Genomic DNA, 25,886 nt, shown 5'->3' on the forward strand with positions numbered 1-25,886 from the left:
ACATCGTTCGAACTGGTGACAGTTCGCGGTAAATCACTTACCGTCTGAAAGCATGGACAAACTCTCCCGTCGCGGGTTGCTGACGGGTGCCGGGGCAGTTGTTGCCGCCGGCACCTTCGGGCTGCCCACGGCCACCGCCCGGACCCTGTCCCTACCCACTTCCAAGCGCTTCAAGATGAGCGCGACCACCAACGAGTTCTTTCGCAGCAAGCCGTTGCACGACGCGACCGTGATGCAGTCGTTCGCGTTCGACACGCCCAACAACCGGCTGTTCGCCGCGCAGGTCCGCGGCGGCAGCGTGAGCAACGGTGGCGACCTGACGCTGACCCGGCTCGATTTCTCCGGCAACGAGCTCGGGTACATGTACCTGACCGGCTTCGGTCATGCCGTCTCGATCGGAGCCGAAGCATCCGGCAGTACGACGTACATCTGGACCGAGACCGACGTCGACACCTCGAACGGACGCGGTCGCCAGATCTGCCGATTCCCTTGGCAGAGCGGGAAAACGCTGACGTCGTCGGCGGTGACGAAGTGGAAGCCGGTCTCGAACGGAACGGTCTTCACCCCGGCGACCGATCAGCGCTTCGGCCGGCTCGGCGTACGTTATGCGCTCTCGGACGGGATGCACATCAACGTGTACTCGTTGGCTGCCGCGCGGGCCGGTGATTTCTCCACGGTGCTGGCGTCCTTCAAGCAGCCCGCGCTCACACCGGAGATCGACTTCCAGGGCTGGACGTTGTACGGGTCGTACGCGTACTTCTGGGAAGGCGAGGCGTACCCGGGTGAGCCCGACGAGACCAAGGCGAACTCGAAGCTGTGGTGCTACGACATCAATGCCGGTGAGATCGTCGACTCGTTCCTGACGCTGGCCGGGAAGAGCCTGACGTACCGCGAAGCGGAAGGCATGGCGGTCTACGGCTCCACGGACGCGACCGCCCGCCTGTACTTCGGCTTCGCCTCCGGCCTCACCGGCGCCCGCCGAGCCAACCTCTTCTACCGCAACACGCTGGTTTAAAGCGTTACTGGGCGACGCCGTATAGACGATCACCTGCGTCGCCCAGGCCCGGCACGATGTAGCCCTTCTCATTGAGGTGGGAGTCCATCGCGGCGATCACCAGGTTGCACGGCACGTCCAGGTCGGTCAGTTCGCGTTCGACCCGCTGGACGCCCTCGGGGGCAGCCAGCAGACAGATCGCGGTGATGTGGTCGGCGCCGCGGTCGACCAGGAACTGGATCGCCGCCGCCAGCGTTCCGCCGGTGGCCAGCATCGGGTCTAGTACGTAGCACTGGCGTCCGGACAGGTCCTCCGGCAACCGCTCGGCGTACGTCGACGCGGTCAAGGTCTCCTCGTTCCGGATCATGCCGAGGAACCCGACCTCGGCGGTCGGCAGCAACCGGGTCATCCCCTCCAGCATGCCGAGCCCGGCGCGCAGGATGGGTACCACGAGCGGCTTCGGGGAGGTCAGCTTGACGCCCTGGGCGGCCGCGACCGGGGTCTGGACGGTGACCGGACCGGTCCGGACGTCGCGGGTCGCCTCGTAGGCGAGCAGCGTGACGAGTTCCTCGGTCAGCCGCCGGAACGTGGGTGAGTCCGTGTGCTCGTCGCGTAGCGCGGTGAGCTTGTGAGCGACGAGCGGGTGGTCCACGACGAGGATCTGCATAAGCCCGAACGGTACCGTCGGCGATTCGCGACCGGAAACAGCGCTCGCTGCCAGACTTGAAGCTGCACCGGAATCTGCCCTGACCTCGCCCCCCAGGGAGTACGCCGATGGCCGAGAAGAGCCCTGAGCAGCTGGACCGCTTGCGCCGCCGTGCCGCGTTCCTGCGCGAGCGCGACGAGGCCCGCGCCCTCCGGGACCGGATCGCACCCCGCCGCGCCCGGGTCCGCCAGCTCCGCGAGGCAATGCGCCGAGCCACCTTCCACCACTGACCCCGGCCGCCCCCACACTCCCCAAACCGGTTTGGGGCACCTAACGGTCCATTCCGGGGGTACAACGCTCCCCGCTCCACGTGCACACCCGCCCCAAACCGGTTTGGGGCACCTGACGGTCCATTCCGGGGGTACAACCTTCCCCGCTCCACGTGCGCACCCGCCCCAAACCGGTTTGGGGCACCCAGCGGTTCATTCCGGGGGTACAACTTTCCCCGCTGCACGTACACAGCGACCCCAAACCGGTTTGGGGTGGCTGATACCCCGTCGCGGCGCGTGCGCCTGCGAGGGCGGCGAGATGCAATTGTGATGGCCTGGCGATCCGGAAGCTCCCGTGGATCGCCGGAGTCTGGGACGATGAGGCCGTGTCTGATGCCTTGGCTGGGACCACTGACCTCGACTTCGCGGTCGCCGCGTACACCGAGGACGGGAACTGGACGGTGACTCCACTCGTGCTCCGCGGCGAGCCCGACCTCTCCACACTGGTGTCGGCGCTGCGCCGGTACCCGGGCGAGGGCGGCGTCCTCGGGATGGTGTCCGTGGACGAGGACTTCTTCGTCCTGGTCCGGGTGCTCGGCGGGCGGGCTCGGCTGCTGATCTCCGATGTCACCGCGGCGACCGAATGGCCGCTGGCCCGGCAGATCGTGGACGAGCTGGACATTCCGCTGGCCGATGACGACGACGAGCAGGTCCCGGCCGGCGACCTGACGATCATCGCCGACCTGGGCATGAACGCGATGGACCTCGGCGCGCTCTGTGACGACGTCGACCTGCTCCCGGAGGAGATGCTCGAGGAGATCGCCGAGGAGCTCGGGTTTGGCAACCAGTTCCACGACGCGCTCGAAGCCCTTGGCTAGCCCGCTGCTGCGGCGCGAGTGGTCGCGGTTGATGGCGCTGGCCCTGGAGGAGGGCGAGCTGGCGCTGCCGGACGTACCGATCGGGGCGCTGGTGGTGACCGAGGACGGCGAGATCATCGGCCGCGGTCACAACGAGCGCGAGGCGACCGGCGACCCGACCGCGCACGCGGAGGTGCTGGCGATCCGGGCGGCGGCCGAGCACGTCGGTGAGTGGCGGCTGACCGGCTGCACGCTGGTGGTCACGCTGGAGCCGTGCACGATGTGCGCCGGGGCGATCGTGCTGTCCCGGCTGGACCGGCTGGTGTTCGGCGCGTACGACGAGAAGGCCGGCGCGGTCGGATCGCTCTGGGACGTCGTCCGGGACCGCCGGCTGAACCATCGGCCCGAGGTGGTGGGTGGGGTGCTGGCCGACGAAGCGGGTGCCAGGCTGCGCGATTTCTTCATCGGCCACAGATCTTGATAGTGTCCTCGGCGGTGGCGTGTCCGAGCGGCCGAAGGAGCGCGCCTCGAAAGCGCGTGACGGGCAACCCCCGTCCGAGGGTTCAAATCCCTCCGCCACCGCCATGCGGTTGGATGGTTCCGCACGAAGTGTGGGACCATCCAACCGCATATCAAGTGCTGTGGGATTTGGGAGGAGCCTGCGACGGTTCCCTCCGCCACCGCCAACCGCCTCTTGGGGCGGCAGATAGCCGGAGACCCTGATGCTGTGTGATGCGTCAGGGTTTTCGTCTCTCTGGACCTGACTCGGGACCTGACGCTCGACGAGAGGCCCCCATGGACGTTGCCGAGCTCGACCGGATTCTGCTGGCCGGTGCGGCGATCCTGCTGGTCGCCGTGGTGGCCGTGCGGTTGTCAGGCCGGATCGGGCTCCCGTCGCTGCTGATCTACCTCGGGATGGGCCTGCTGCTCGGCGAGTCCGGCCCCGGTCACATCGACTTCGAGAACGCCCAGCTCGCGCACGCCCTCGGGTTCGCCGCCCTGGTGGTGATCCTGACCGAGGGCGGTCTGACCACCCGGTGGAACGAAGTACGCCCGGTGATGCCGCTCGGGCTGGTGCTGGCCACGCTCGGCGTCGCGGTCAGCGTCGGCGTGGTCGCCTGTGTGGCGCATTTCGTCCTCGGACTCAACTGGCAGCTGTCCGTGCTGCTCGGCGCGATCACCTCGCCCACGGACGCGGCGGCGGTGTTCTCCGTCCTCCGAAAAGTGCCGATCCGGCCGCGCCTTCGCGGTGCGCTGGAGGCTGAGTCCGGGCTGAACGACGCTCCGACCGTGTTGCTCGTCACACTCGTCAGCACGGGCGAGGTCGGCGAAAAGGGCCTCCTGGCGTTCAGCGGCCTGGTCTTGTACGAGCTGGTGGTCGGCGCGCTTTTCGGTCTGGCCGTCGGCTGGGTCAGCGTCCGCCTGATCCGCCGGATGGCGCTCGGTTCGGCCGGCCTCTACCCGTTGACGGTGCTCTCGGTGGCCTTCATCTCGTACGCCGGTGGTTCCGTCCTGCTGCATGTGTCCGGGTTCGCGTCGGTGTACGTGACCTCGCTCGTACTCGGCCGGGCCGAGCTGCCGCACCGGATGGCGACCCGGTCGTTCGTCGACGGGATCGCCTGGCTGGCGCAGATCGGGCTGTTCGTGATGCTCGGCCTGCTGGCGTCGCCGGGGCGTTTCGTACTGAACGATGTGGTCGTCGCGTTGGTGATCGGCGTGTCGGTGACCGTGGTCGGGCGGTTCGCGTCGGTGGCGGTCTCGGCCACCCCGTTCCGGTTGCCGTGGCGCGAACAGACCTTCATCGCCTGGGCCGGGCTGCGCGGTGCGGTACCGATCGTGCTGGCGACGATCCCGCTGGCCGAGGGCGTACCGCATGCGGACCGGATCTTCGACGTGGTGTTCGTGCTCGTACTGGTGTTCACACTGCTCCAGGGTCCGTCACTGCCCTGGCTGGCGGCCCGGCTGAAAGTACTGGACGAGAACGCGGCGCACGAAGTGGACATCGACGTGGCGCCGCTGGAGTCGCTCGGCGCGGACATGCTCCAGGTGTATGTCCCGAGTGAGTCCAAGCTGGCCGGGGTGGAGATCGGTGAGCTCAGGCTCCCGCCGGGCGTGTCGGTGTCGTTGGTGATCCGCAACAAGCAGACCTTCGTACCCGACCGGCGGACTGTCCTTCGGGCCGCCGACTCATTGCTGGTGGTCGCGCCAAGCCCGGTCCGCGAGCAGACCGTACGCCGCCTGCGCGCCGTGTCCCGGGCCGGTCGCCTGGCCGGATGGTTCGGCGAGCGCGGCCGGGAACAGCACTAGGAGTACGGGGGGGGGCTCAGTTCGGGTTCTGGCCGGAGGGGATCGGCTGCGGGGTGCGGATCACGGGCAGGCAGACCTCAGTGCCGGCCGGGACCGAGACCGATGGGCTGCCCTTCAGCTTGACCGAGCCGAAGCCGGCGCCGATCACCAGGTCGACGGTGTGGTCGGTGCGGCCGTCGGCGACCATCACTGCCTTCTGGTTCAGCTGGCCGGCGATCAGCAGCATCTCGGGCGCGTTCGCGCTGGCGCCGCGCAGCGACACCACGTCGACCTTGTCGCCCTTGGGCTCGTTCGAGATCTTGTTGATGTTGAACCCGCGCTTCTTCAGCGCCTCCGCGACCCGGCCGGCCGATCCGGCCCGGGCGCCGCCGTTGTACACGTTCAGCACCACCTGCTTGGGCACCAGGCGGTTGTTCGGCAGCTTCTGCGCGACGCAGGTCGGGTCGGCGCTGCTGCTGATCGCCTTCCAGCCCCACCAGCCGCCACCGGCCAGGATGCCGAGCAGGATCACCATCGTGATCGGCGTACGCCACCGGGCCCGCGAGTGCGGCCTCGGTTGCGGATGGATCGCTGTCATCTGCTCCACCCCCCGTGAGCGGCAGCCATTGTCAGTCCACTACCAGGACCCGGGCATGCAGAACCTGACGCTGCTGCAGGGCGGCGCGGAGCGCGCGGTGCAGCCCGTCCTCGAGGTACATGTCGCCCTTCCACTCCACTACATGCGCGAACAGGTCGCCGTAGAAGGTCGAGTCCTCGTCCAGCAGCGCGTTCAGGTCCAGGGTGCCCTTGGTCGTGACGAGCTCGTCCAGCCGCACCTGCCTCGGCGGCAGCGAAGACCAGTCCTTCGGCCGCAGCCCGTGGTCCGGGTACGGCTTGTCGTCCCCGACACGCTTGAAGATCACCCCCCGAAGTCTAGCGGGGTTCCAGGTCGTGTGAGAGGTCATCAATGTCACCGGAATAGTCCGGTGACCTGAAGCAACCTTTCGGCGCCGTCAGGCGTCGTCCACCGGCCCCGGAGGACTAGCATTCCGACGGGTAGATCAGGCACGAAATCAGGCACCGAAATCAGGCACTAGTCAGGCAACCGGGGAAGGCACGCTAAGATGGCCGAGAAAGCCGACGTGGTGGAGACCGTCAAGCAGGGGTACGCGTTCGATGGGGCGGCGCTCGAGCTGGGCGCGCTGCTGGTCGACGGCACCCCGAAACCGGAGGCGGCGGTCCGGATCCCGCTCGGGATGATGAACCGGCACGGCCTGGTCGCGGGCGCCACCGGTACCGGTAAGACGAAGACGCTGCAGCTGATGGCCGAGCAGCTCTCCGCGGCCGGCGTCGCGGTCTTCGCGGCCGATGTGAAGGGCGACCTGTCCGGGATCTCCCAGCCGGGCGCGGGCGGCGACAAGCTGCTGGCCCGGACCAAGGCGATCGGCCAGGACTGGACCGCGACCGGGTTCCCGACCGAGTTCTACGCGCTTGGCGGGCAGGGCACGGGCATCCCGATCCGGGCCACGATCACCTCGTTCGGGCCGGTGCTGCTGTCCAAGGTGCTCGGGCTGAACGACGTACAGGAATCGTCCCTTGGGCTGATTTTCCATTACGCCGACAAGGCCGGGCTGACGCTGCTGGACCTGAAGGACCTGCGCGCGGTCATTCAGCACCTGACCTCGGACGAGGGCAAGGCGGACCTGAAGGACCTCGGCGGACTGTCCGCGGCCACCGCTGGCGTGATCCTGCGGGCGCTGATCGGGTTCGCCGACCAGGGCGCCGAGGCGTTCTTCGGCGAGCCGGAGTTCGACACCGCCGATCTGCTGCAGCAGCGCGACGGCAAGGGCGTCATCTCGCTGCTCGAGCTGCCCAACCTGCAGGACCGGCCGGCGCTGTTCTCCACCTTCCTGATGTGGCTGCTCGCGGACCTGTTCCACGACCTGCCCGAGGTCGGCGACGTGGACAAGCCGAAGCTGGTGTTCTTCTTCGACGAGGCGCACCTGTTGTTCAACGACGCGTCGAAGGCGTTCCTGGACTCGATCGCGCAGACCGTGCGCCTGATCCGGTCGAAGGGCGTTGGCGTCTTCTTCGTCACCCAGACCCCGAAGGACGTACCGGATGCCGTCCTGGCGCAGCTCGGTTCACGCGTACAGCACCAGCTCCGGGCGCATACGCCGAACGACGCGAAGGCGCTGAAGGCGACGGTGTCGACCTTCCCGAGTTCGTCGTACGACCTCGGTGAGGTGCTGACCCAGCTCGGGATCGGCGAGGCGATCGTGACCGTGATGAACGAGTCGGGCGCGCCGACGCCGGTCGCCTGGACCCGGCTGCGGGCGCCGCAGTCGCTGATGGCGCCGGCCAGCGCGGAGCAGCTGACCGCGACGGTGCAGGCGTCGCCGAACAATGCGAAGTACTCCGAGACAGTGGATCGCGAGTCGGCGTACGAGATCCTGGCCGCGAAGGTGCAGGCCGGGGCCGAGCAGGCGGCGGCCGAGGAACAGGCCAAGCCGGAGCCGGAGTCGCGGCCGCGGGCGCAGAAGCCGGAGAAGACGATGGTCGAGCAGGTGATCGGGTCGACCGCGTTCAAGCAGTTCGCCCGGACGGCCGGCCGGGAGATCGTCCGCGGGCTGTTCGGCGCGGCGCGCCGGAAGTAGGCCTGGACGCGGGTTTTTCCTGCGCTGCAAGGGAAAACCCGCACTGATAGTTGATCAAACGACTGAATGCGGAAGGATTGTCGATCGTTTCCAAGTCGTCATCCACAGCCGCGCCGTCGCGGATTGGGACCTGACGCTCACTCGTCGTACCGTGTGAGGTAATGGTTGCGCAGAGTAGGCGAGCGGTACGATCCTGGGCGCTCTGGACCCTGACGGTCCCGGCGTTCGCCCTCGTCGTGCTCGTCGACCTCGGCGCCATCGGGTACGCCGTGCACGCCTTCGCCGGCCGGCCGGACTGGCGCGGGCTGGATGTGGTCATCGCGCTGACCGTGTCGGCGCTGATTTCGGTCGAGGGCGCCCGCCGGGTGGAGAGCCGGCGGCGCCGCGGCGGTGCGCTGCACAAAGATCTGGCGCCCGCCTGGATGATCGCGGCGGCGGTGATCCTGCATCCGGCGCTGGCGATCCTGGTCGCGCTGCTGCTGCGGATCTGGTGGCGGATCCGGGCCGGAAAGTGCATTCCGTATCGCTGGGCGTTCTCCACCGCCGTACACGTCCTCGCGGTGGGCGCGGCGCATGCGGTGTTCGTTTCGGCTCGGCATCTCACCGGTGACAGTGGGCTCGGGCTGGTCGTGTCGATGATCGGTGGCGCGGCCGCGTACGTGGTGACGGACACCTTGCTGTGCGGGCTGGCGATTTCGCTGATCGTGCCGGGGAGCAGCCGGCAGGAGACGGTCGGCGGACGGGACGACGTGTGCATCGACGCGACCGCCGCCACCTTCGGTGTGCTGCTCGGAGGCGCTTGCCTGATCAGTCCGTGGTTCGCGTTCGTGGCGATCCCGGTCACGCTGACCGCGCAGCGTGCGTTGCTGCTCGGGCAGCTCGAGACCGAGGCGCAGACCGACCCGAAGACCAGCCTGACCCGGGTCGACTGGTGGCGCCGGCGGACCGATCAGATGCTGCGGACGTCGCGGAACCAGCGCGAACCGATGGCGGTCCTGCTGATCGACATCGACCACTTCAAGCTGGTCAACGACCGGCACGGCCACCTGGTCGGCGACGAGGCACTGCGCGCGGTCGCGACGATCCTGCGCAGCGCGATCCGGGTGAAGGACGTGATCGGGCGGTTCGGTGGTGAGGAGTTCGTGATCGCGCTTCCCGACACCGGGATCGACGAGGCGACCGTCACCGCGGACCGCCTCCGGAACGCCGTCGCCGCGAGCCCGCTGGCCGCGATGTGCGCCGGTGTACTCGACGATCCCGATCTGGATCCGGACACGTTCCACCTGACCGTCAGCATCGGCGTCGCCGTGTACCCGGGCGACGGCGGCACCGTCGACGACCTCCTGCTCCGCGCCGACCGAGCCATGTACGCCGCCAAATCCGCCGGCCGAAACCGAGTCCGCCTAGCCGCCGACACCGTCCCCGCCGGCCCCCTGGCCCCGCTGAGCCCGCACCCGATCCACCGCCCAACCCTCCCCGGCCCAGTCGGCGGCGCCGCCACCCACTCTGCGACGGTCGCCAGGCCCTCCGCCGACGCCACCGCCACGCACCACTCCGCGACCGCTGCCAGGCCGGCGACCAACCGCGCGACAACCCCAGCCACCACCCCGGCCGCGCATCCCACCGACCGCCCGCTCACCTCGGGCGTCACCCCCACCGACCGCCCCTGACCAAGCACCATCGGGGACCCGCATCGCCTCGACCGGGTCCGCATGTTCGGCAGCTCGACAGTACGTATACGCCCACTGCGCCTTCCTCGAACCGCACGCCCGCGTGCGGACGCGGGCAGTGGAGGTATACGTACTGTCGAGCTGCCGCACTCTCAGTTGTTGGGTGTGGAGAACCTTTTGGGGGTGGGCGGCGTCTTCAGGTGTGGGGCCAGCAGGAACGGAGTGCAGATGCCGGGTACGGGGAGTCGTGACGACGACTTCACGGGTTTTGTCCTGGCCAGGTCCGCCCGCTTGGTGCACTTCGCGCGGATGCTCTGCGGCGACCTCGAACTCGCCGAGGACCTGGTTCAGAACGCACTCGAGAAGGCGTACCTGCGCTGGGATCGGATCGAACTGGCCGATCCGTTCGCGTACGTACGCCAGGCTGTGGTCAACCAGCACCTCTCGTGGTTGCGGCGCCGGCCGTGGCGTGAGCGCCCGAGCGGGCACGCGTCCGAGATCGAGTTGTTCGTAGACCCGGTTGAACCTGACCAGGCAGGGACTGTTCATCGTCAGGTGGCAGTGGGCGCCGCGCTGGCCGCACTCAGCCGCCGCGAGCGCGCGGTCGTGGTGCTCCGCTACGTCGAAGACCTGACCGAGCGGGAAACCGCGGCGGTGCTGGGCGTAGCGGTCGGCACCGTGAAGAGCGCCAACGCCCGAGCCCTCGACAAACTCCGAGCAGCCCCCGAACTGACCAGCGTGAGGGGGCACGCATGAACACACCCGAAGAACCCGGTACGCCGCGTGAGCTGCGGCCCGGCGGCGAGGAATGGTCGCGGGATGACGAGCGGCGGGTAGTTGAGGAGGCGTTGCGGGGGGCGTTGGCGCTGGATTATTCGATTGGGGCGCTGGATCCGGCGCGGGTGATTGCTCGGGCGCGTCGCCGGCGGGTGCGTGAGCGGGCGGCGGTGGGTGCTGCTGCTGCGGCGACGGTTGCGGTTGTGATCGGGGGAGTTGTCGGCAGCGGACTGCTCCGCGGCGGGGCGCCTGAGCCCGCGACCCCACCGGGCTACCAGCAGACCCCGAGCTCGCCGTACGCGACTCCCAGCAGCCCGGTTCCATCCGTCACCCCAACCAGCCCGAACCCGCCTTCCATGACGCCAACCCCGACCATGCCGCCGCCCGGCACGACCCAACCGAACCAATCCGCCCAACCGAACAACAGCATCCAACCGAGCAACAGCCCCCAATCGAGCGGCGGCGTGGCACCGAACCCGACCGGTTCACCGACCGAAACCAGCCCGCCGTCGGCACCACCGACCCAGCCGATCAGCCCGACCGGGCAGCCGACCCACGCCGCCCGGTCGACCCCCGCACCCCCGCCGGCCGCGACCCCCACCAGCACCGGCCCGCCAACCTCCGCTCCCTTCCAGAACCCACCGGCCACCCGCACCCCGGCAACCGCCACACCGCCGACCAGCACGCCGGTCTGAAAAGGAGTCGGGCGGGCGCAGAACCTTTTCCCGTACCGGCCGCGTCCTTCAGCCCGACAAGCTCATCGAACAGGTGCGGAGGGCAACGAATGAATCAGGATCACGGGAAGCGGCGGCTGACGCGGATGGTGCTGGCGGGGGTGGCGGTCGCCGCGGTAGGTGGCGTGGTGCTCGCCGGTACGGCGATGGCTCGAAGCAACGGTTCCGACGGCGGACCGGCTGCGACGCCGACCAGCGCGAGCCCGACGCCCACCGATCAAACGCCGACGGTGCAGCCGCCGCCCTCGATGACTCCGGTCCCGTCGCAGTCACCGACGCGGGCGACGCCGACGGAAGCAACGCCCAGCCCGATCAGTACCAGCATCCCGGCCTCCCAGACCCCGCGACCGGTTCCGCCGCCGACCGAACCGCCGTCGGCAACCCCGACCCAACCGTCGACCCGTCCGCCGAGCGCGACGCCGAGTTACCCGCCCACGGCGACCCCGACCTACCCGTCGCGCACGCCGACCGTCTCGCCCAGCTACCCGCCGACGATGACCCCGACCCGCCCGGCGACCGCCTCGCCGTCGGCACCGCCGTCTAAGACGCCGACCGTCGCCCCGCCCGGCAAGTAGGCGGATTTCCAGCCCATCACAACACCGCAGCCGCACCCCACCGAGTACGTCGGTGAGCGTGCGGCTGCGGTACGTGCGGCAATTGCGATGTACTGGAGATTCAGCAGGCGCCGAAGGTGCCGGCCGAGATCCACGCCTTCGCGACGTACATCCCGGCGTTGACCCGGAGCCAGACGTTGCTCGTGCCCTGGGATCCGGTCACGTTCTCACCGGTCGTCTGGCACTCGACGGTGACCTGCGCCGACTTCCCGGCCATACCGACAACCGCGCCGGTCGAGTTGGGCGCATTGCGTACGTTCAGGTAGCCGGACGAAATCGACACGGTGCCGCGACCGCCATCGCCGGTCCACAGGTACGTGACGTCGACCCACGAGTTGTCGGCCAGCTTGAGCGCATCCCAGAAGACACCGTCGGCGAGATCGATCCCGGCGGGGTTGGCGACCGTACGCCCGAACTGATCCTTCTTCCCGTTGTACCCGTCCTGGTACGCGGCTTGTGCTTCGGGCTTGCCCTGCGGAAGGTCCTTCCACATCTCGCGGGTCGCGCTCGGGTTCCAGTAGTCGTCCTTGGTGTTCCACGGTCCGACGTCCCACACCGGTTCGAAGGCGCAGCGCGAGGCAGTACACACCTTGACCGAGTAGGTGCCGGAACCGTTGCCGGAAAGGCCGCGTCGTGACGGCAGGGCGACGAAGTGATCGCGGTCGACGATCACGTGACCGTTGGCGGTCGTACCCCCGACCAGGCCTTCCCGGGTGGCGAACACCTTGGACTTGAGCGGTGCGGCCTGGATCGTCATGTTGCTGGCGGCAACCTTGTCGGTGGGCTGCACGGTGACATCACCGACGGACGGTTTCGCGCCGGTCGGCGGGGCCAGGACGATGATCCGGAGCTGTACCTGGTCGCTGGCGCCGGGCAGCGCGGTCGGCGTACCGGCCTTGGCCGCGGTCCATTCCGACCACCGGCCGTGCACCCAGGCGCGTACGTAGACGTCAGCCGATGAACCGTTCGGCGTACTGGCCTTGTACCCGACGATCACGCTGGAGGCCGGCGTACTGAAACGGACCGGGTTCAGCTCGGCGAGACCGGAGCGTTGTTTGAGCTCGGATGCACCGATCGCGGCCGCGGCGTCGCCGAGGATGATCCGGTTGCCGTCTTGTTCCACGTTGCTGGAGCCCGGGATCGGCTGGGCGGAGACCGCGACCGGTGGCGCGGCACCTGCCGTTGCGGCGGTACTTGGTGGGGCGAGGGTAAAGGTCGCGGCAAGGATTGCCGCTGCTGCCGTCAGACCGAGGGCAGGGGTGAACCTACGAGTGATACGCATGGGCGGAAACCTCCGGGGCGGTGAAGGTGTGTGCACCCAATGTGACTCATGAACGTCACCTCTGGCTAGCCCGTCAATAAATTTCCTCGAACCAGTTGGTGACAGAACAGAACCTGATCGGTTGCTCAGCGGGTTTGGACCGGTGTGACAGAGGCTGAGGAGAATCGATGACCGGGACCGCGGACGCCGACTTCGAGCGTTTCGTCGTGGCGCAGTCGACACCCTTGCTCCGGTTCGCGGAGATGCTGTGCGGCGATCGGCACACCGCCGAGGACCTGGTGCAGCAGGCGTTGATGCGGTCGTACCCGAAATGGCACCGGCTGGAGGGCGACCCGCTGCGGTACGTCCGCCGGGTGCTGGTGAACCGATTCCTCAGTCAGGCCCGCCGGCGCTGGAACAACGAAGTACCCAGCGACCCGGTGCACAACGACTGGGACCAGCGAGCGGTGGCGGACTTCGCCGCGGACGTCCAGACCAGGGAGGCCGTGCTCGCGGCGCTGTCCGGTCTGACCGTCCGGGAACGAGCCGTGGTCGCGCTGCGCTACTCGCAGGATCTCTCCGAGGCCGAGACCGCCGACCTGCTCGGCATGGCGGCCGGGACCGTGAAGAGCACGGCCTCCCGCGCGCTGGCCAAGTTGCGTCTGGCACCTGATCTGATCGACAGCGGAGTTGGAGGAAACTGATGGGTGACGAGCAGCGGGTGCGCGACGCGCTCACGTACGAGATGGAGCCGTGGCAGCCGGATGCCGCCGAGCTGATGCGGCGCGGGAAGCGGCTGACCTGGCTGCGGCGGGGTCTGGCTGCGGCCGGGGTGACCGCGCTGGCTGGGACGGTTGCGACGGTGTCGGCTGCGGTCGGCGGGCCGGCGCCGGTGAAGAACCTGCTGGCGGGCGGCGGGAAGCCGCCGGTGCCGGCGGTGAGCCCAAGCACGCCATCGGTGGACCCGACTTGTCTGCCGACGCTGCCTAAGTTGCCTAAGGCAACAGTAACCGTCGACCCGAACAATCCGACGCTGCCAGGCAAACCGACGCTTCCAGGGAAGCCGAACCAGCCGGGTACGCCGTCCTTCCCGACCGCAACCCTCCCAGCCAACCCGACCCTGCCGTCGACGAAGCCGACCCTGCCCGGCAAGCCGGTTGTGCCGACCGTGCCGAGCAAGCCGGGCGTGCCGTCAGGGAAGCCGACGTTGCCGGGTAGGCCGACCGGGGCGCCGAGCCTGCCGACCGGAAAGCCCACCCTCCCCGGCGACCCGAACGTGCCGGCCACGCCGACCCTGCCGGGCAAGCCGAGCCTTCCGTCGGCCAAACCGACGCTGCCTGCGAAGAACCTCCCGGGTACGCCGACGCTGCCCACGAAGCCGGGTCTCCCGTCGACCAAGCCGACCCTTCCGGGCAAGCTGCCGACCGGCGTCCCGTCGGCGCAGCTGCCGGACTGTGTACACGGCGTACCGACCGCGCAGCCGTCCGCCCCGAAGCCGACCGTGCCGAAGCCGACCGCGCCGCAGCTCCCGACGCTCCCAGCCAAGCCGACCGTGAACGCAACCCTTCCCGCCGCCAAGCCGACCGTCCACGTCAGCGCCGGCGTCAAGGTCACAGCCGACCCAGGCAAGCCGGCCGCCAAGCCCACCCTCCCGGCGAAGCCGACTCTCCCGGCCGCGACCCCAAGCCTCCCGTCGAAGAAGCCGTCGGTCCCGACCCCGACCTTCCCAACCACCTTCCCCGCCCACCGGTAGTGCCGAGCGTGCGCCCACCCGGCTAGCGGAGCGTGCGCCCAACCGGTGACCCCGAGTGCGTTCCCCACCGGCCACCCCTCTTCCGGCCGGTTGGGATTCCGGCCACCGGCGAGTGGACAAACCCTGCAGGTCTACTCGCCGGTGGCACCATCCGCGAGTTCGCGGGCCACGTCCAGGTGGCCCGCGTGCCGCGCGTACTCCTGCAGTACATGGAAGAGGATCCAGTTCAGCGTCGGCCGGTCGCCGGTCCCGAAACGGCCACCGGCCGGCGCGACCGTCGCCGGATCAGCCCCGGCCACCACCTGCCGCGTGAACTCACCACCCGCGTGCAACTGCACCAACAGACTCGCCAGCGTGTCACCAGGTTCGAGCGCCCACCGCCCGTCCGGATCATCGCCGGAATCTCCCCACGGATGATCGACCTGCTCCGCGGTGAACCCCCAGCGCAACCACCGGCGCTCCATGAAAACCAGGTGTTTCAGCAGCTCCAACGGCGACCACCCCGACGGCATCCGGCTGGTACGGAGCTCGGTCTCGCTCAACCCGGTCAGCTTCTTCTCGACGATCCCGCGGTACTGGTCGAGGTACTGAAGATGAAGCTCGATCGTGTCGGCAACCTCCCGCGCGGGCTTCACGACACCGCCCGCAAGTACTCGGCGGTCTCGTCGTCGGCCGGGTAGAACGATTCGATCATCAACTCCGACACGGTGACGTCGAGTGGCGTACCGAACGTGGCGATCGTGGTCAGCAACGACAGCTCCTTCCCGTCGTGCCTTAGTTTGAAGGGGATCACGACTTCCGCGCTACCAGGTTGCGTCGGCCGATCAGCTGCGGCGTACGCGCACAGCTCGTCATACAAGTCCTGGAGCTCCGGATCCGCCGTACTCGCCACTTGCCGTTGCAGCGCACCGAGCGCCGCGGCGCGGACGTCCGCGATGTTGTCGATCCGCTGGGCCAGACCGTCCGGGTGCAGGGTCAGCCGGAGCGCGTTGATCGGTGCCTGCAGCAACGAATCGTCCACGCCGGTGGTGAAGATGCCGATCCCGGCGTTCGCCTCGACGATGTTCCACCAGCGGTCCACGACCAGCGCCGGGTACGGTTCGTGTGCTTTGAGCAGTCGGCGCAGGGTCGTACGGATCGCCAGCATCGCCGGTGAGTGCAGTGACGCCTCGCTGTAGATCGGCGCGAAACCACCGGCCAGGAGTAGCTGGTTGCGGTCCCGGAGCGGTACGTCGAGCTGCTCGGCGAGCCGCAGCACCATCTCCCGGCTCGGCCGGGACCGACCGGTTTCCACGAAACTCACGTGCCGGGTGGACACCTCGACGCGGTTCGCCAGCTCGAGCTGACTGAACCGCCGGCGCTCCCGCCAGCCGCGCAGAAGCTCGCCCACCGGGCGCTGGAACGTTTCCTCGATCGTCGCTGCCATGCTCCGACCGTAGCGGGTGGCATAGACAAGGCCATTACCTCCGAGGTCATCGACGGTCCGCGGCTCCGGCGGCAGAGTTCTGGTCAACGGAACCGAACGAGGAGGAAACACCATGAACGCAAGCACTCTGGCCGACCAGTACTTCGCCACCTGGAACGCGGCCGACGCGGACCGCCGGGCCGAGCTGATCGCCGGCACCTGGACCGCCGACGCGACCTTCCAGGACCCGAGCTTCGAGGCCACCGGTCCGGACGAACTGAACAAGCTGATGGGCGCCGCGCAGCGGATGTTCCCGGGGTTGTCCTTCGTCCAGGTCGGGAAGATCGACGAGCACCACGGGTACCTGCGCTGGACCTGGCACCTCAAGGCCGAGGGCCAGGAGCCGGTCGCCGGTGGCACCGACATCGTCGTCCTGGACGCCGACGGGAAGATCCAGAAGCTGATCGGCTTCCACGACTTCGCGCCGGCGCACTGAGCCGATATCACGGGCGGCGTCGCGACGTACCGGATTCTTGTCAGACTTCCGGCTGATCTTGATGTCGCCGAACGGCGGATGCGACCGGCACGTCGCGCCGCCTAAGTTGCAGGCATGTGGAAATCGTTGACAGCGGCATCGATAGCAGGGGCCGTGCTGGCGGCCGCCGTTGGGGTGAGTACGGCGGCCGCCGCGGGCCCTCTGGACTGGAAACCCTGTAAACCGGGCGCGATCGAGCAATGCGCGACCCTGACCGTGCCGCTGGACTGGTCGAAACCGGCCGGCTCGACCACCGGTGTGTTCGTCGCGAAGGTCCCGGCGAAGGACCAGAAACACAAGCTCGGCGCGCTGTTCTTCAACCCGGGTGGGCCGGGTGGCGCCGGCGGCTCGATCTTCGCCGCCGGGCTCGCGGACGCTGTGCTGCCACAGTTCCGGGAGAAGTACGACCTGATCAGCTTCGATCCGCGGGGGACCGGGAGCAGCAGCCAGCTCAACTGTGGGCCGGTGCTGCGTCGTGGCGTGCCCGTGTTCCCGAAGTCACCCGCGGAGTATGACACGATGGTGGCGTCCAGCCGGGCGACCGGTGAGCAATGCCTGAAACAGCACGGCGAGCTGATGCGAAACCTGGATACCCGGACGGTCGCGCGCGACATGGACGCGATCCGCGGCGCGCTCGGCGAATCGAAGTTCAACTACATCGGTTTGTCGTACGGGTCGTACCTGGGCACGATCTACGCGCAGCAGTTCCCGCACCGGGTCGGCCGGATGGTGCTGGACGGGATCGTCGACCACAAGCAGGGTGCGCTGAAGTTCATGCTCGACGAGGCGCGGGCGATGGAGGACGGTTTCAACCGCTTCGCCGCCTGGTGTGCGAAGGACACCTCGTGCGCGCTGCACGGGCAGGACGTCGGCAAGGTGTACGACACCACGCTCCGTACCGCCGACCAGACGCCGTTGAAGGGCCCGAACGGACCGGTCACCGGCGACGTGATCCGGATGGCGATGCCGACGCTGCTGCCCTTGACCGCGATGGTCTCGGACAACTGGCCCGCACTCGCAACCGCGCTGGCCAAGGCGGCGAAGGGTGATGGCACCGACTTCGCGAACATCAGCTACCTGGGCGATCCCGAGACCGGGTACGCCGCCGTGTCCTGCATGGACTTTCCCGGCGAACTGCGCGGCTACGCCGACGCCCGCGCCCGACTCGACCTCGCCAAGTCCGTCGCGCCACGCCTCGGCGCATCAGTCGAAGGCTGGGGGATGACCGCCGCCTGCTCCGGCTGGCCCATCCCCCCAAGCAACCCATGGCAGGCAACACCGATCCACGACGCGGCCCCGATCCTGATCACCTCCACCCTGCACGACCCGTCCACCCCCGTCACCAACGCCCGCAGCCTGCACCGCCAAATAGCCAACAGCCACCTACTAACCACCAACACCTTCGGCCACACCGCGTACTACAACTCCCCCTGCGCCCGAGCCCGAATCACCGACTACCTACTGAACAGCAACCTCCCAACCAAAACCTGCTAGCCCAGCGAGGCCCTTCGGCTGCTGATGATGGGTGGGTAATTGGGTGGAGGAGGTTCGGGGGTGGGGCGCACGATGGTGCGTATGCTCACTGCCGACGAGCTGGAGGTCTTTGAGCGTGATGGGATCGTGAAGATCCCGTCCGCGTTCTCCGCTGGTGAAGCCGTGCGGATGCGGGATGTGCTCTGGGGTGAGCTGTCTACGCGGTACGGGATGGACCGCGACGACCCGACGACCTGGACCACGCTGCGACCAACCGGTCTGAAGACCACCAAAGCCGACCGCGGCGCGAACGCGATCCTCGGTCCACGGGTGCGCTCGGCGCTGGACAGTCTGCTCGGGGATTGGAGTGAGCCACCGCACCAAGGGCAGGTACTGGTGACCATGCCGGAGGGAGTGCCGTGGGCGGTGCCGCACCGCCAGTGGCACACGGACGTCGGTTTCGACACCCCGCCGGACGCCGTGAAGATCTGGGCACTGCTCGCCGACCTCGCACCGGGCGGCGGCGGGACGCCGCAGGTGGCCGGTTCGCATCGGGTGATCGAGCGGTTTCTGACCACAACCGGCGAGCGTGAGTTCAAGGCCGTCCGCGACCAGGTGCTCGCCTCGGACCCGTGGTTCCGCAACCTGACCTCGGCGCACCGGTCAACAGATCCGACCCAGCCGGCTGACATCGACGGCCTCCCGGTACGTGTGGTCGAACTGACCGGCCGCGCGGGCGACGTGTACCTGACCCACCCCTGGATCCTGCACTCGATCGCACCCAACGCGTCCAACTCACCGCGGATGATGCGCAGCCGCTTCATTTCAGGTCGGGCTTCAGCTATTTCAGGTCGGGTTTCAGCTGAGGAGTGAACGGGTGAGGCGGGCGCAGCGGAGGGGATCTTCGGTCAGGCCGGCGGAGAGGGACCAGAGCCAGTAGTCGACGGTTCGCCAGATCACCCAGTCGCGGGCGCGATCGCGGTCCAGACCGGCTTCGTGGACGGCGAGGTCGAAGTACTCGACCACATTGTCCATTTCGTCGAGGCGGGTCCACAGTACGCGGCCGAGGTCGTACTCGATGTCGCCCTTGAACAGCACGGGATCGACAGTCAGCCAGTCCTCACGCGTACCGGCCAGAACCTGATCCGAGTGAAAGTCGCCATTCACCGCGAGTGGCGGGTGCGTGCCGTCCGGCTGTGGGGAGGCTATCGGGTGGGTCTGGTCCGGGTTGGGCAGGACCGTCGTGCGTGAGTGGATCTGGTTCGGGTTGAGCGTGATTGTTGAGCGCTGGTCGTGCGGGGCGATTCGGATCGCTTCGCGGAGGATGGCTGCGTCGAAGGGGCGGCCGAGGCGTTCCCATTGCGGTTCGAGTTCCGGGGTTCGCGTACGCACGATGTCCTCGGTCGAGCGTGCTTCGTCCGGGGCAGGCACGGCGAGGCGGCGCATCAGTTGTCCGAGTACGGCGACCGCCTCGTCCACCGGGCGGGTTGTCAACGGTGTGGACAGCCGTTCCAGGAGCATCGCGCCGGTGTTGGCATCGGCGTCGTACAGGAGCGCCATGCCTCGCCCCGCCCACCACCGCAGCGCCCACACCTGCTCGACCACCTCGTCCCCCGGCGGAGACATCCGCAGGACGAACCGGTCCCCACCTCGCGACACCGGCACCACGATCGCGTTGGACCCGTGTGCAATCGCTCCCACGATCTCCAGGTCCCACCGCGCACACTGCTGCTCCACCGCGGCCGGCAGCCCGCGCAACCAGTCAGCTCCCTCGGTCCACCACCGCGGCATCGCCAGGAACCCGGCCGGAAGCTCAATCACCGCATCAACCTACCGACGCCCGCCGACCTGCGCCCCTCAATTGCCCCGAACCCCGGCTTGCCCCTCCCCGAAGTGGAGGGTTGCCCCCTGAGGTGGAGGGTTGCCCCCTGAAGATCCGAGGGGTCAACCCTCCGGCTGAGGGGGCAACCCAGGCTGTGACAGGCAGCTGCGGCTGGAGCAGGCGGTGGGGAAGGAGCGGCTGCGGCAGCGGCGGCGCGGGCAGACCTGTGGAGGGCAGCTGCCGAAGACGGCGGTGGTGTGGGGAGAGCTGTGGAGGGCAGCCGCTGAAGACGGCGGTGGCGCCGCGAGAGCTGTGGAGGGGCAGCCGCCGAAGACGGCGGCGGTGCGGGGAGAGAAGACGGCGGTGGTGCGGGGAGAGTTGTGGTGGGGCAGCCGCCGAAGAGGACGGCGGTGCGGGGAGAGAAGACGGCGGTGGCGCCGCGAGAGCTGTGGAGGGGCAGCCGCCGAAGAGGACGGCAGCGCAGGAGGGGCTGTTGAGGTGAGTACGGACTCGGCGGGTGCACCCTGGGAGAGACGCACCCGCCGGGCCGGTCGTTCTCCCGCCCCTCAGTGGGAGAACTCGCGGCTCGGTGAACACCACCCATGCCCGAATGGGGCTGACCGAACCGCGGGACCACCTAGAGGTACCCCAGGGATCGGGTTCGCACACCTTCCGGCACGCGGTTCGGCCGGAAAACTTCACATACTTCGAACGTTCAGGACTGTAACGCCCGCGATCTGACCCGGCGGGCGCCGTACGCTGGACGCCGATTTCGCCCAGCGGGGGCCGATGGGGCGAACCATCCAGGGGGAAGGAACGGCGATGGCGGAAGTGCCCGACGAGGTGTTCGACGAGGAGCTGACCGAGGACCAGCTGGACGAGCTGGAGGCGCTCGGCGCGGCCGAGGACGCGGAGCTGATTCTCGGTCCGGTGGCTGGACAGAAAGATGCCTGAGGCAAGGATTCGCTGGCGCGGGTTCACGATGAACAAGCGCACCATGGCGATGGTCGAGACCGCGGAGCAGCTCTACCACTCGAAGTTCGCGATCCTGCAGGGCTCGTACAACGCCGGCGGCGTGGAGGCCTCGGCGGGTACGCATGACGGTGGCGGCGCGGTCGACGTGGACGTACGGACGAAGAGCGCCGCGCAGCGGGTCGCGGTGGTCAAGGCGCTGCGCCAGGTCGGGTTCGCCGCCTGGCTGCGGACGCCCGCGCAGGGCAACTGGCCGTACCACGTGCACGCGATCGCGGTCGGCGACAAGGACCTGTCCCGCGGTGCGGCGCTGCAGGTCGTCGAGTACCACCGCAAGCGCAACGGCCTGGCCAACCGCGGCAAGGACGACGGCCCGCCCGGGTACTACGGGATGACCTGGGAGCTGTACCTGAAGGCGCATCCGCCGAAGGAACCGGTTCCGGACTCGACCATTTCGCTGGCGGCGATGGCGTACGCCCGCACGCACGACGCGATGACCGGGGTTTGGGGCGCGGATCGGGCCCGAGTGGTCGCCTGGGCGGCGCATCCGCGGGTCGGGGCGATCACCAAGGCGGAGACGGTCCCGCCCGCCGGCGTACCGTGGCATCTGCACTTCCAGCGGGTGATCCGGAAGGTGCAAATGCACTTCAAGCTCGAGGTGACCGGCATCTTCAACTCCGCCGTCGCGGGCGTGATGAAGAAGTACGGGTACACGATCGTCGCCTGAACGAGCCACCGGGTACGCGACAAGGCCCCACCGGTAGCAGCCGGTGGGGCCTTGGTGGTCCACTACCGCCCGGGCATCCCCGGTGCAGCTGTGGAGGTGGAGAGCGGAACCGACGCCGATGCAGGGGTCAAGACGTCGGCTCCGCTTGTCTATGGAGTTCTGTGCTCTATAGTTCTGGCCGCCCAGACCTGCGCGTGATGGAACTCGAGGTGCTGCCGCATCTCCGCCGGCGTACCGCCCGGGGCGCCGAGGCCGAGATGGTTCATCGTCGGGACGACCACCGCGCGGACCTCGGATCGCTTGACCTCGTCGAGCAAGGCGTGGAAGGCGGCGGACTCGGCCGCGTCGCGTTCGGTGTACACGGTGCCGAGGGTGAATCCCTCCGCGCTGGCGAAGGCGACCAGTGAATCGGTCGCGGCGGCCAGCTCCTCCGCGCAGCTCAGCGCGTCGGCCCGTACGTACCCGAGCAACGTCGGCCGGGTGGTCATCGGGTGCTCTTCACCGGTACCGGCTCGCTCGTCACCCGGAGGGAGGCGAAGCGGCGGCGCATGGCTTCCTCGTACTGGACTGCGTGCTCCGCGTCGGCGGTGTGGTCCGCGATCGGGTGAGCGCCGAACCAGACTCGCACCCGGCGGTGCGTGATGGTGTTCTCCAGCGTCTCGGTCATCGCGATTCCTCTTCGGCAGTCTCGGGACCGGACGGCTTTGTCCGGCAGGAATAGAAGACCGCACCGGTGGCTGCCTTCGGAACACTTCGGTAGGGACCTTTACAGAGGCCTAACGCAGAGTAGGGAAACCTTCGAACGCGCAGGTCAACGCCGTCTCCGCAGCGTCACCGAACCGTTGGTCACGCCAAGCGAATCGCTGTCAAGAATGTTTGCAGCTATTCACCGGTAACGATTCGGCGACGCCCCGGGTTATTCGATCAGGGCCGAAATCTATGACGTCCTGCTAACTTCACGCGGGCGGGCGATCACAATGAGTCCGCGACCGGCGATCAACAGGCCGAGCGCGGCCGCGATCAACGGCACCAGCAGTGCGGCGCGGAAACCCTCGATCGTCAGTACATCGGTCGCGGTCAGTACGGCGGCGACTGCGGCGAGTCCGAGCGCGCCCCCGAATTGGAAGGATGTCGTGAGTACGCCGCCCGCCAGGCCTTGCTCCTCCTCGGATACTCCATCGGTCGCGGCAATCGTCAGCGGTCCGTACGTCAGCGCGAAGGCGAGACCGAGCAGGATGAACGCCGGCAGCATCGCGGTATAGGTCCAGTCCACTTTCAGTGGCAGGAATACGGCATAGGCCACTGTGGCGAGAACGAAACCGCCGAATACCACCCGCAGATTGCCGAAACGCTTCACCAGCCACGGTGTCAACGTCGGCGCGAGCACCGAATCGATCCCGATGACCATCAAAGCGAGCCCGGTTTCCAGCTCGGACCAGTGCCGCAGTTCTTGCAGGTACAGCACCGCGATGAACTGGAATCCGACGAACGAACCGACCAGCAGGATCGCGCCGAGGTTCGCCCGGACCAGGCCCGCGTTCCGGAGGATGCCCAGCCGGATCAGTGGTGCCTTCGCCCGCTGTTCGATCACGATGAACAGGGCGAGGACGGCCAGGCCGGCGATCCCGGTGCCGACGGTCTGGGCGCGAGCGACATCCGGTGCGCGGACGACCGTGCTGATCAGCAGCATCATCGCTCCGGTCAGCGTCAAGGTGCCGACGATGTCGAAACCTTGGCGCGGTCCGGGAACGCGCACGTCCCGCGGGATCAGGGCGATCGCGCCGGCCAGGATGATCGCCGACAGCAGTACCGGCGCGAAGAACACCCAGCGCCAGTCGATCGAGGTGAGAAGTCCGCCGGTGACCATCCCGAGCGAGAAGCCACCGGCCGCGGTACCGGCGTACACGAGCAGCGCGCGGTCCCGCTGCGGACCTTCGGCGTACGTGGTGGTGATGATCGACAGGCCGGCCGGCGTCATGAACGCGGCCGCGATGCCGGTGACGAACCGGGCCAGGATCAGCACCCAGCCTTCGTTCGCGAATCCGCCCAGGCCGCTGAACACCAAGAAGATCACCAGCCAGCCGACGAACATCCGCCGCCGGCCGAGCAGGTCGGCGGCCCGGCCGCCGAGCAGTACGAAGCCGCCGTACGCCAGGGCGTACGCGCTGACGATCCACTGCAGTTGGCCGGTCGCGAGACCGAGCTCGGCCCGGATGGACGGCAGCGCGACGCCCATCATCGAGACGTCGATGCCCTCCAGGAAAATCGCGCCGCAGAGCACGAAGAGTACTGCCCAGGATCTCCCGGTCATCCGCTCCTGGGTAATGGTTGCCGCCACGGCTGCTCCTCAGAAAAGGGTTGGTTATCTCTTGTAACTGACCCCATCTTGGGGAACCATTGCGACTTATGGAAGAAGGCACTTTGAAGGAACCGAGTCACTCCTCGTGCACCGAGGACGCGTTCCAGTGGGACACCCGGGAGGACTGCGACGTCCGGCAGATCCTGGACCGGATCGGCGACAAGTGGTCGCTGCTCGTGGTCGCGCTGCTGGACAACCGGTCGATGCGGTTCACCGAGCTGAAGCGCACGATCGACGGGATCAGTCAGCGGATGCTGACGGTCACGTTGCGCCAGCTCGAGCGTGACGGACTGGTCCGGCGAACCGTCCATCCGGTGGTGCCGCCGCGGGTCGACTACGCGCTCACTCCACTCGGCGTGACCCTGCACGCGACGATCCAGTCACTCGTCAACTGGACCGAAACTCACCAGGCCGAGATCGCCACGGCGCGCGCTCAGTACGACGCGGCTACCGTGCCGTCTTCGTGAAGTACGCCGGGTGACGCGGTACGACGAGCAGCGTCAGCGCGGCGGCGATGACTGCGAGAGTGGCGATCAGGTTCAAGGTCAGTGGCAGGTCGAGAGCGAGCGTGATGGCCGGCGCGGCGAGTGCGCCGATGAGTAGTGCGAGTGAGTCGGCGGTGAAGAACAGCGCGCCGACGCTGGCGAGTTGGGTGATCGCCAGCAGTTCGCGGATGCCGAGTACGCGGCTTGCTTTCGTACTCAGGGCTGCGCCGATCAAGTAGCCGGCTCCCAGTCCGGAGATCAGATAGCCCACGACGTACCCGGGTGCTTGCAGGCGGTTGACCGTGAACGGTACGAGGAGGGCGGTCAGGCCCGCATTCGCTGTCAGGAAGGCGGTTTGGCCGATGAGTACGCCGCGAAGTGCACGGTGCCGTACGACGACTTTGAGTCCTTCGAGTGCGCGGGGTGGTTCGGTGGCGGTTGGGTGTCGGCGGGTGCGGATTGTTGCGATGACGATCGCGGAGATCAGGTAGCTGGCGATATCCACAGCCAGGACGAACTCGATTCCGGGGCCGGCCAGCAGCAGTGCGCCCAGCGGTGGCGCGGCGAGGCGGATCGCGCTGCTTGTCACTGCGGTCAGGGCGTTTGCTGCCGCGAGTTCGGCGCCGGTGCCGACGACGGTTGGGCGCAGGGCGCGGGCGGCTGGGCGGAACACGGTGGTCGCTGTGTTTTCGAGCAGGATCGCGACGTAGATCAGCCAGAGGTGGTCGCGGTCGGCGAACAAGATCAGTCCGACCGCGGCGGCGCTGACGAGGTCGGCGATCCACATTGCTCGCACCAGGTCCCAGCGGTCGAGCAGGACGCCGGCCCAGGGGCCGATGGTGAGGGCGGGCAGGGCTTCGAGGGCGAGCGTGAGGCCGGTGGCGACCGTTGAGCCGGTCAGGGTGAATACGTAGAACGGGATGGCGACGACCAGCAGCCACGATCCGATGCCGGACACGGCTCCGCTGAGCCACAGGCGGCGGAAGTCTCGGTTCCTCACGTCGCGGAAATCTATCCTCAGAAGATAGACTGCGGCAAGTCTTTTCTGTGAAGATAGTCAGCATGGAGTTGGGTGAGGTGTTGCGCGATCGGCGGAAGGCGGCTGGGCGGACGATCGCGTCGGTCGCGGTCGATGCGGGATTGTCGGTGCCGTACATCGCGAACCTGGAGAACGGCCGGGGGAATCCGACCCTTGCGGCACTCGAGCGGCTCGCGGCCGCGCTCGGGGCGCAGCTCGAGGTACGAATCGGCGATGAACCCCCGGCCCCGGCCCCAGTTTCGGCCGGAGCCGAGCTGGTGGCTGCGTCCGAGCGGGTGGAGGCGGTGGTGGCGGAGGTGGCCGACGGCAGGTCGCGCGCGGCCGTTCGGCGCGATCTGATCGCGACCCTCGACTCACTCGGCACGGTCCTCGGCCGCCCACCGAACGCCGCCGACCTCAGCCGCCTACTCGACCTCCTCCAACTCGCCTGACCAGGCGCACCCGGCCGCGCGCTGACCGCCCATCCGGCCGTGCGCCGATCACCCGCCCGGACGCGCGGCCGATCGCCTACCCGGTCGCGGGGTCTGGTTGGGGCGCCGTAGGGTCCTGGG

30 protein-coding genes and 1 tRNA gene are annotated in these 25,886 nt (G+C 68.4%); 19 read left to right on the plus strand and 12 right to left on the minus strand.

All coding sequences use genetic code 11. The annotated features are described in order from the left end of the window. Positions 1-52 precede the first annotated feature (52 nt). Complete coding sequence (locus ABD260_RS32365; protein ID WP_344239797.1) at positions 53-1,015, plus strand: phage baseplate protein; 963 nt, start codon at positions 53-55, stop codon at positions 1,013-1,015. Between the two features lie 4 nt (positions 1,016-1,019). Here the strand turns inward: ABD260_RS32365 and upp are convergent, their stop codons facing one another. After that, a complete protein-coding gene (gene upp, locus ABD260_RS32370; protein ID WP_344239799.1) occupies positions 1,020-1,661 on the minus strand; it encodes a uracil phosphoribosyltransferase in 642 nt (213 codons plus the stop codon). A 107-nt stretch (positions 1,662-1,768) separates the two neighbouring features. On the opposite strand from upp, the gene ABD260_RS32375 reads away from it, so the two are divergent. From ABD260_RS32375 to ABD260_RS32395, 5 genes are all read left to right on the plus strand, one after another. Continuing rightward, entirely contained in the window at positions 1,769-1,930 is a 162-nt protein-coding gene (locus ABD260_RS32375) for a hypothetical protein (RefSeq protein ID WP_344239801.1), read from the plus strand. Between the two features lie 365 nt (positions 1,931-2,295). Next, positions 2,296-2,787 carry a tRNA adenosine deaminase-associated protein gene (locus ABD260_RS32380; protein ID WP_184838149.1) on the plus strand — a complete coding sequence of 164 codons (492 nt, stop codon included), beginning with the start codon at positions 2,296-2,298 and terminating at the stop codon, positions 2,785-2,787. A 31-nt stretch (positions 2,788-2,818) separates the two neighbouring features. Further along, on the plus strand, positions 2,819-3,247 hold the full coding sequence (locus tag ABD260_RS32385; RefSeq protein ID WP_344239957.1) for a nucleoside deaminase: 429 nt from the start codon (positions 2,819-2,821) through the stop codon (positions 3,245-3,247). A gap of 13 nt (positions 3,248-3,260) precedes the next feature. Beyond that, positions 3,261-3,351, plus strand: a tRNA-Ser gene (locus tag ABD260_RS32390). A gap of 210 nt (positions 3,352-3,561) precedes the next feature. Then, positions 3,562-5,073 carry a potassium/proton antiporter gene (locus ABD260_RS32395; RefSeq protein ID WP_344239804.1) on the plus strand — a complete coding sequence of 504 codons (1,512 nt, stop codon included), beginning with the start codon at positions 3,562-3,564 and terminating at the stop codon, positions 5,071-5,073. 16 nt (positions 5,074-5,089) lie between these two features. Here ABD260_RS32395 and ABD260_RS32400 read toward each other — a convergent pair whose 3' ends face one another. Both ABD260_RS32400 and ABD260_RS32405 read right to left on the minus strand, forming a co-directional pair. Beyond that, entirely contained in the window at positions 5,090-5,650 is a 561-nt protein-coding gene (locus tag ABD260_RS32400; protein ID WP_344239806.1) for a LytR C-terminal domain-containing protein, read from the minus strand. Between the two features lie 31 nt (positions 5,651-5,681). Then, positions 5,682-5,975 carry a type II toxin-antitoxin system VapB family antitoxin gene (locus ABD260_RS32405; protein ID WP_130386840.1) on the minus strand — a complete coding sequence of 98 codons (294 nt, stop codon included), beginning with the start codon at positions 5,973-5,975 and terminating at the stop codon, positions 5,682-5,684. Positions 5,976-6,176: 201 nt separating this feature from the next. Here ABD260_RS32405 and ABD260_RS32410 point away from each other — a divergent pair, with 201 nt between their 5' ends. The 3 genes from ABD260_RS32410 (at position 6,177) to ABD260_RS32420 (ending at position 10,135) form a co-directional block, all read left to right on the plus strand. Continuing rightward, complete coding sequence (locus tag ABD260_RS32410) at positions 6,177-7,709, plus strand: helicase HerA-like domain-containing protein (RefSeq protein ID WP_344239811.1); 1,533 nt, start codon at positions 6,177-6,179, stop codon at positions 7,707-7,709. A 161-nt stretch (positions 7,710-7,870) separates the two neighbouring features. Next, complete coding sequence (locus ABD260_RS32415; protein WP_344239813.1) at positions 7,871-9,379, plus strand: GGDEF domain-containing protein; 1,509 nt, start codon at positions 7,871-7,873, stop codon at positions 9,377-9,379. Between the two features lie 228 nt (positions 9,380-9,607). Then, a complete protein-coding gene (locus tag ABD260_RS32420; protein WP_344239815.1) occupies positions 9,608-10,135 on the plus strand; it encodes a SigE family RNA polymerase sigma factor in 528 nt (175 codons plus the stop codon). Positions 10,136-10,427: 292 nt separating this feature from the next. Here the strand turns inward: ABD260_RS32420 and ABD260_RS32425 are convergent, their stop codons facing one another. Continuing rightward, a complete protein-coding gene (locus tag ABD260_RS32425; RefSeq protein ID WP_344239817.1) occupies positions 10,428-10,826 on the minus strand; it encodes a hypothetical protein in 399 nt (132 codons plus the stop codon). Positions 10,827-10,940: 114 nt separating this feature from the next. Here ABD260_RS32425 and ABD260_RS32430 point away from each other — a divergent pair, with 114 nt between their 5' ends. Beyond that, the gene (locus tag ABD260_RS32430; RefSeq protein WP_344239819.1) at positions 10,941-11,465 is read left to right on the plus strand and encodes a hypothetical protein; all 525 of its coding nucleotides are present in this window, start codon (positions 10,941-10,943) and stop codon (positions 11,463-11,465) included. Between the two features lie 100 nt (positions 11,466-11,565). Here the strand turns inward: ABD260_RS32430 and ABD260_RS32435 are convergent, their stop codons facing one another. Continuing rightward, on the minus strand, positions 11,566-12,786 hold the full coding sequence (locus ABD260_RS32435) for a hypothetical protein (RefSeq protein WP_344239821.1): 1,221 nt from the start codon (positions 12,784-12,786) through the stop codon (positions 11,566-11,568). Positions 12,787-12,953: 167 nt separating this feature from the next. Between ABD260_RS32435 and ABD260_RS32440 the strand changes: the two genes are divergently transcribed. Further along, positions 12,954-13,469, plus strand: a complete 516-nt coding sequence (locus ABD260_RS32440) for a SigE family RNA polymerase sigma factor (protein WP_184838133.1) — start codon at positions 12,954-12,956, stop codon at positions 13,467-13,469. Beyond that, positions 13,469-14,518: a hypothetical protein gene (locus ABD260_RS32445; protein ID WP_344239825.1), complete on the plus strand. Its 1,050-nt coding sequence runs from the start codon at positions 13,469-13,471 to the stop codon at positions 14,516-14,518. The genes ABD260_RS32440 and ABD260_RS32445 overlap by 1 nt, the downstream gene beginning before the upstream one ends. A gap of 131 nt (positions 14,519-14,649) precedes the next feature. Here ABD260_RS32445 and ABD260_RS32450 read toward each other — a convergent pair whose 3' ends face one another. Together ABD260_RS32450 and ABD260_RS32455 are read right to left on the minus strand one after the other, a co-directional pair. Continuing rightward, positions 14,650-15,153, minus strand: coding sequence for a DinB family protein (locus ABD260_RS32450; protein ID WP_344239827.1), 504 nt, complete (start codon positions 15,151-15,153; stop codon positions 14,650-14,652). Then, positions 15,150-15,944 (minus strand): helix-turn-helix domain-containing protein, encoded by a 795-nt coding sequence (locus tag ABD260_RS32455; RefSeq protein ID WP_344239829.1) that lies wholly within the window; start codon positions 15,942-15,944, stop codon positions 15,150-15,152. Before ABD260_RS32455 ends, ABD260_RS32450 begins: the two co-directional genes overlap by 4 nt. A 112-nt stretch (positions 15,945-16,056) precedes the next feature. Between ABD260_RS32455 and ABD260_RS32460 the strand changes: the two genes are divergently transcribed. From ABD260_RS32460 to ABD260_RS32470, 3 genes are all read left to right on the plus strand, one after another. Then, a complete protein-coding gene (locus ABD260_RS32460) occupies positions 16,057-16,419 on the plus strand; it encodes a nuclear transport factor 2 family protein (RefSeq protein ID WP_344239831.1) in 363 nt (120 codons plus the stop codon). 114 nt (positions 16,420-16,533) lie between these two features. Beyond that, entirely contained in the window at positions 16,534-17,952 is a 1,419-nt protein-coding gene (locus ABD260_RS32465) for an alpha/beta hydrolase (RefSeq protein WP_344239833.1), read from the plus strand. An 81-nt stretch (positions 17,953-18,033) separates the two neighbouring features. Then, positions 18,034-18,804, plus strand: a complete 771-nt coding sequence (locus ABD260_RS32470) for a phytanoyl-CoA dioxygenase family protein (protein WP_344239835.1) — start codon at positions 18,034-18,036, stop codon at positions 18,802-18,804. Here the strand turns inward: ABD260_RS32470 and ABD260_RS32475 are convergent. Next, positions 18,790-19,752, minus strand: a complete 963-nt coding sequence (locus tag ABD260_RS32475; RefSeq protein WP_344239837.1) for an aminoglycoside phosphotransferase family protein — start codon at positions 19,750-19,752, stop codon at positions 18,790-18,792. The genes ABD260_RS32470 and ABD260_RS32475 overlap by 15 nt on opposite strands. Before the next feature lie 823 nt (positions 19,753-20,575). Between ABD260_RS32475 and ABD260_RS32480 the strand changes: the two genes are divergently transcribed. Both ABD260_RS32480 and ABD260_RS32485 read left to right on the plus strand, forming a co-directional pair. Beyond that, a complete protein-coding gene (locus ABD260_RS32480; protein ID WP_344239839.1) occupies positions 20,576-20,707 on the plus strand; it encodes a hypothetical protein in 132 nt (43 codons plus the stop codon). Next, complete coding sequence (locus ABD260_RS32485; RefSeq protein WP_344239841.1) at positions 20,700-21,452, plus strand: hypothetical protein; 753 nt, start codon at positions 20,700-20,702, stop codon at positions 21,450-21,452. Before ABD260_RS32480 ends, ABD260_RS32485 begins: the two co-directional genes overlap by 8 nt. Before the next feature lie 149 nt (positions 21,453-21,601). On the opposite strand, the gene ABD260_RS32490 is transcribed toward ABD260_RS32485, so the two are convergent. From ABD260_RS32490 to ABD260_RS32500, 3 genes are all read right to left on the minus strand, one after another. Continuing rightward, entirely contained in the window at positions 21,602-21,940 is a 339-nt protein-coding gene (locus ABD260_RS32490) for a hypothetical protein (protein WP_344239843.1), read from the minus strand. Beyond that, entirely contained in the window at positions 21,937-22,119 is a 183-nt protein-coding gene (locus ABD260_RS32495) for a hypothetical protein (RefSeq protein ID WP_344239845.1), read from the minus strand. The genes ABD260_RS32490 and ABD260_RS32495 overlap by 4 nt, the downstream gene beginning before the upstream one ends. A gap of 270 nt (positions 22,120-22,389) precedes the next feature. Then, positions 22,390-23,790 (minus strand): MFS transporter, encoded by a 1,401-nt coding sequence (locus ABD260_RS32500; protein WP_344239847.1) that lies wholly within the window; start codon positions 23,788-23,790, stop codon positions 22,390-22,392. A gap of 83 nt (positions 23,791-23,873) precedes the next feature. On the opposite strand from ABD260_RS32500, the gene ABD260_RS32505 reads away from it, so the two are divergent. Continuing rightward, complete coding sequence (locus ABD260_RS32505) at positions 23,874-24,278, plus strand: winged helix-turn-helix transcriptional regulator (RefSeq protein ID WP_344239849.1); 405 nt, start codon at positions 23,874-23,876, stop codon at positions 24,276-24,278. On the opposite strand, the gene ABD260_RS32510 is transcribed toward ABD260_RS32505, so the two are convergent. Beyond that, complete coding sequence (locus ABD260_RS32510; protein ID WP_344239851.1) at positions 24,259-25,296, minus strand: MFS transporter; 1,038 nt, start codon at positions 25,294-25,296, stop codon at positions 24,259-24,261. The two genes, ABD260_RS32505 and ABD260_RS32510, sit on opposite strands and share 20 nt — an antisense overlap. Positions 25,297-25,358: 62 nt before the next feature. On the opposite strand from ABD260_RS32510, the gene ABD260_RS32515 reads away from it, so the two are divergent. After that, positions 25,359-25,766: a helix-turn-helix domain-containing protein gene (locus tag ABD260_RS32515; protein ID WP_344239853.1), complete on the plus strand. Its 408-nt coding sequence runs from the start codon at positions 25,359-25,361 to the stop codon at positions 25,764-25,766. The last annotated feature ends 120 nt before the right edge of the window (positions 25,767-25,886 follow it).

The sequence above is a fragment of the Kribbella hippodromi genome (assembly GCF_039531045.1).
Lineage (GTDB): Bacteria > Actinomycetota > Actinomycetes > Propionibacteriales > Kribbellaceae > Kribbella > Kribbella hippodromi.

Excerpts from the sequence above, each read along its gene's own strand:
- ABD260_RS32365 (WP_344239797.1), top strand. The coding sequence starts at position 53 with ATGGACAAACTCTCCCGTCGCGGGTTGCTGACGGGTGCCGGGGCAGTT.
- upp (WP_344239799.1), bottom strand. The coding sequence starts at position 1,661 with ATGCAGATCCTCGTCGTGGACCACCCGCTCGTCGCTCACAAGCTCACC.
- ABD260_RS32375 (WP_344239801.1), top strand. The coding sequence starts at position 1,769 with ATGGCCGAGAAGAGCCCTGAGCAGCTGGACCGCTTGCGCCGCCGTGCC.
- ABD260_RS32385 (WP_344239957.1), top strand. The coding sequence starts at position 2,819 with ATGGCGCTGGCCCTGGAGGAGGGCGAGCTGGCGCTGCCGGACGTACCG.
- ABD260_RS32395 (WP_344239804.1), top strand. The coding sequence starts at position 3,562 with ATGGACGTTGCCGAGCTCGACCGGATTCTGCTGGCCGGTGCGGCGATC.
- ABD260_RS32400 (WP_344239806.1), bottom strand. The coding sequence starts at position 5,650 with ATGACAGCGATCCATCCGCAACCGAGGCCGCACTCGCGGGCCCGGTGG.
- ABD260_RS32410 (WP_344239811.1), top strand. The coding sequence starts at position 6,177 with ATGGCCGAGAAAGCCGACGTGGTGGAGACCGTCAAGCAGGGGTACGCG.
- ABD260_RS32415 (WP_344239813.1), top strand. The coding sequence starts at position 7,871 with ATGGTTGCGCAGAGTAGGCGAGCGGTACGATCCTGGGCGCTCTGGACC.
- ABD260_RS32420 (WP_344239815.1), top strand. The coding sequence starts at position 9,608 with ATGCCGGGTACGGGGAGTCGTGACGACGACTTCACGGGTTTTGTCCTG.
- ABD260_RS32430 (WP_344239819.1), top strand. The coding sequence starts at position 10,941 with ATGAATCAGGATCACGGGAAGCGGCGGCTGACGCGGATGGTGCTGGCG.
- ABD260_RS32435 (WP_344239821.1), bottom strand. The coding sequence starts at position 12,786 with ATGCGTATCACTCGTAGGTTCACCCCTGCCCTCGGTCTGACGGCAGCA.
- ABD260_RS32440 (WP_184838133.1), top strand. The coding sequence starts at position 12,954 with ATGACCGGGACCGCGGACGCCGACTTCGAGCGTTTCGTCGTGGCGCAG.
- ABD260_RS32445 (WP_344239825.1), top strand. The coding sequence starts at position 13,469 with ATGGGTGACGAGCAGCGGGTGCGCGACGCGCTCACGTACGAGATGGAG.
- ABD260_RS32455 (WP_344239829.1), bottom strand. The coding sequence starts at position 15,944 with ATGGCAGCGACGATCGAGGAAACGTTCCAGCGCCCGGTGGGCGAGCTT.
- ABD260_RS32460 (WP_344239831.1), top strand. The coding sequence starts at position 16,057 with ATGAACGCAAGCACTCTGGCCGACCAGTACTTCGCCACCTGGAACGCG.
- ABD260_RS32465 (WP_344239833.1), top strand. The coding sequence starts at position 16,534 with ATGTGGAAATCGTTGACAGCGGCATCGATAGCAGGGGCCGTGCTGGCG.
- ABD260_RS32470 (WP_344239835.1), top strand. The coding sequence starts at position 18,034 with ATGCTCACTGCCGACGAGCTGGAGGTCTTTGAGCGTGATGGGATCGTG.
- ABD260_RS32480 (WP_344239839.1), top strand. The coding sequence starts at position 20,576 with ATGGCGGAAGTGCCCGACGAGGTGTTCGACGAGGAGCTGACCGAGGAC.
- ABD260_RS32485 (WP_344239841.1), top strand. The coding sequence starts at position 20,700 with ATGCCTGAGGCAAGGATTCGCTGGCGCGGGTTCACGATGAACAAGCGC.
- ABD260_RS32490 (WP_344239843.1), bottom strand. The coding sequence starts at position 21,940 with ATGACCACCCGGCCGACGTTGCTCGGGTACGTACGGGCCGACGCGCTG.
- ABD260_RS32495 (WP_344239845.1), bottom strand. The coding sequence starts at position 22,119 with ATGACCGAGACGCTGGAGAACACCATCACGCACCGCCGGGTGCGAGTC.
- ABD260_RS32515 (WP_344239853.1), top strand. The coding sequence starts at position 25,359 with ATGGAGTTGGGTGAGGTGTTGCGCGATCGGCGGAAGGCGGCTGGGCGG.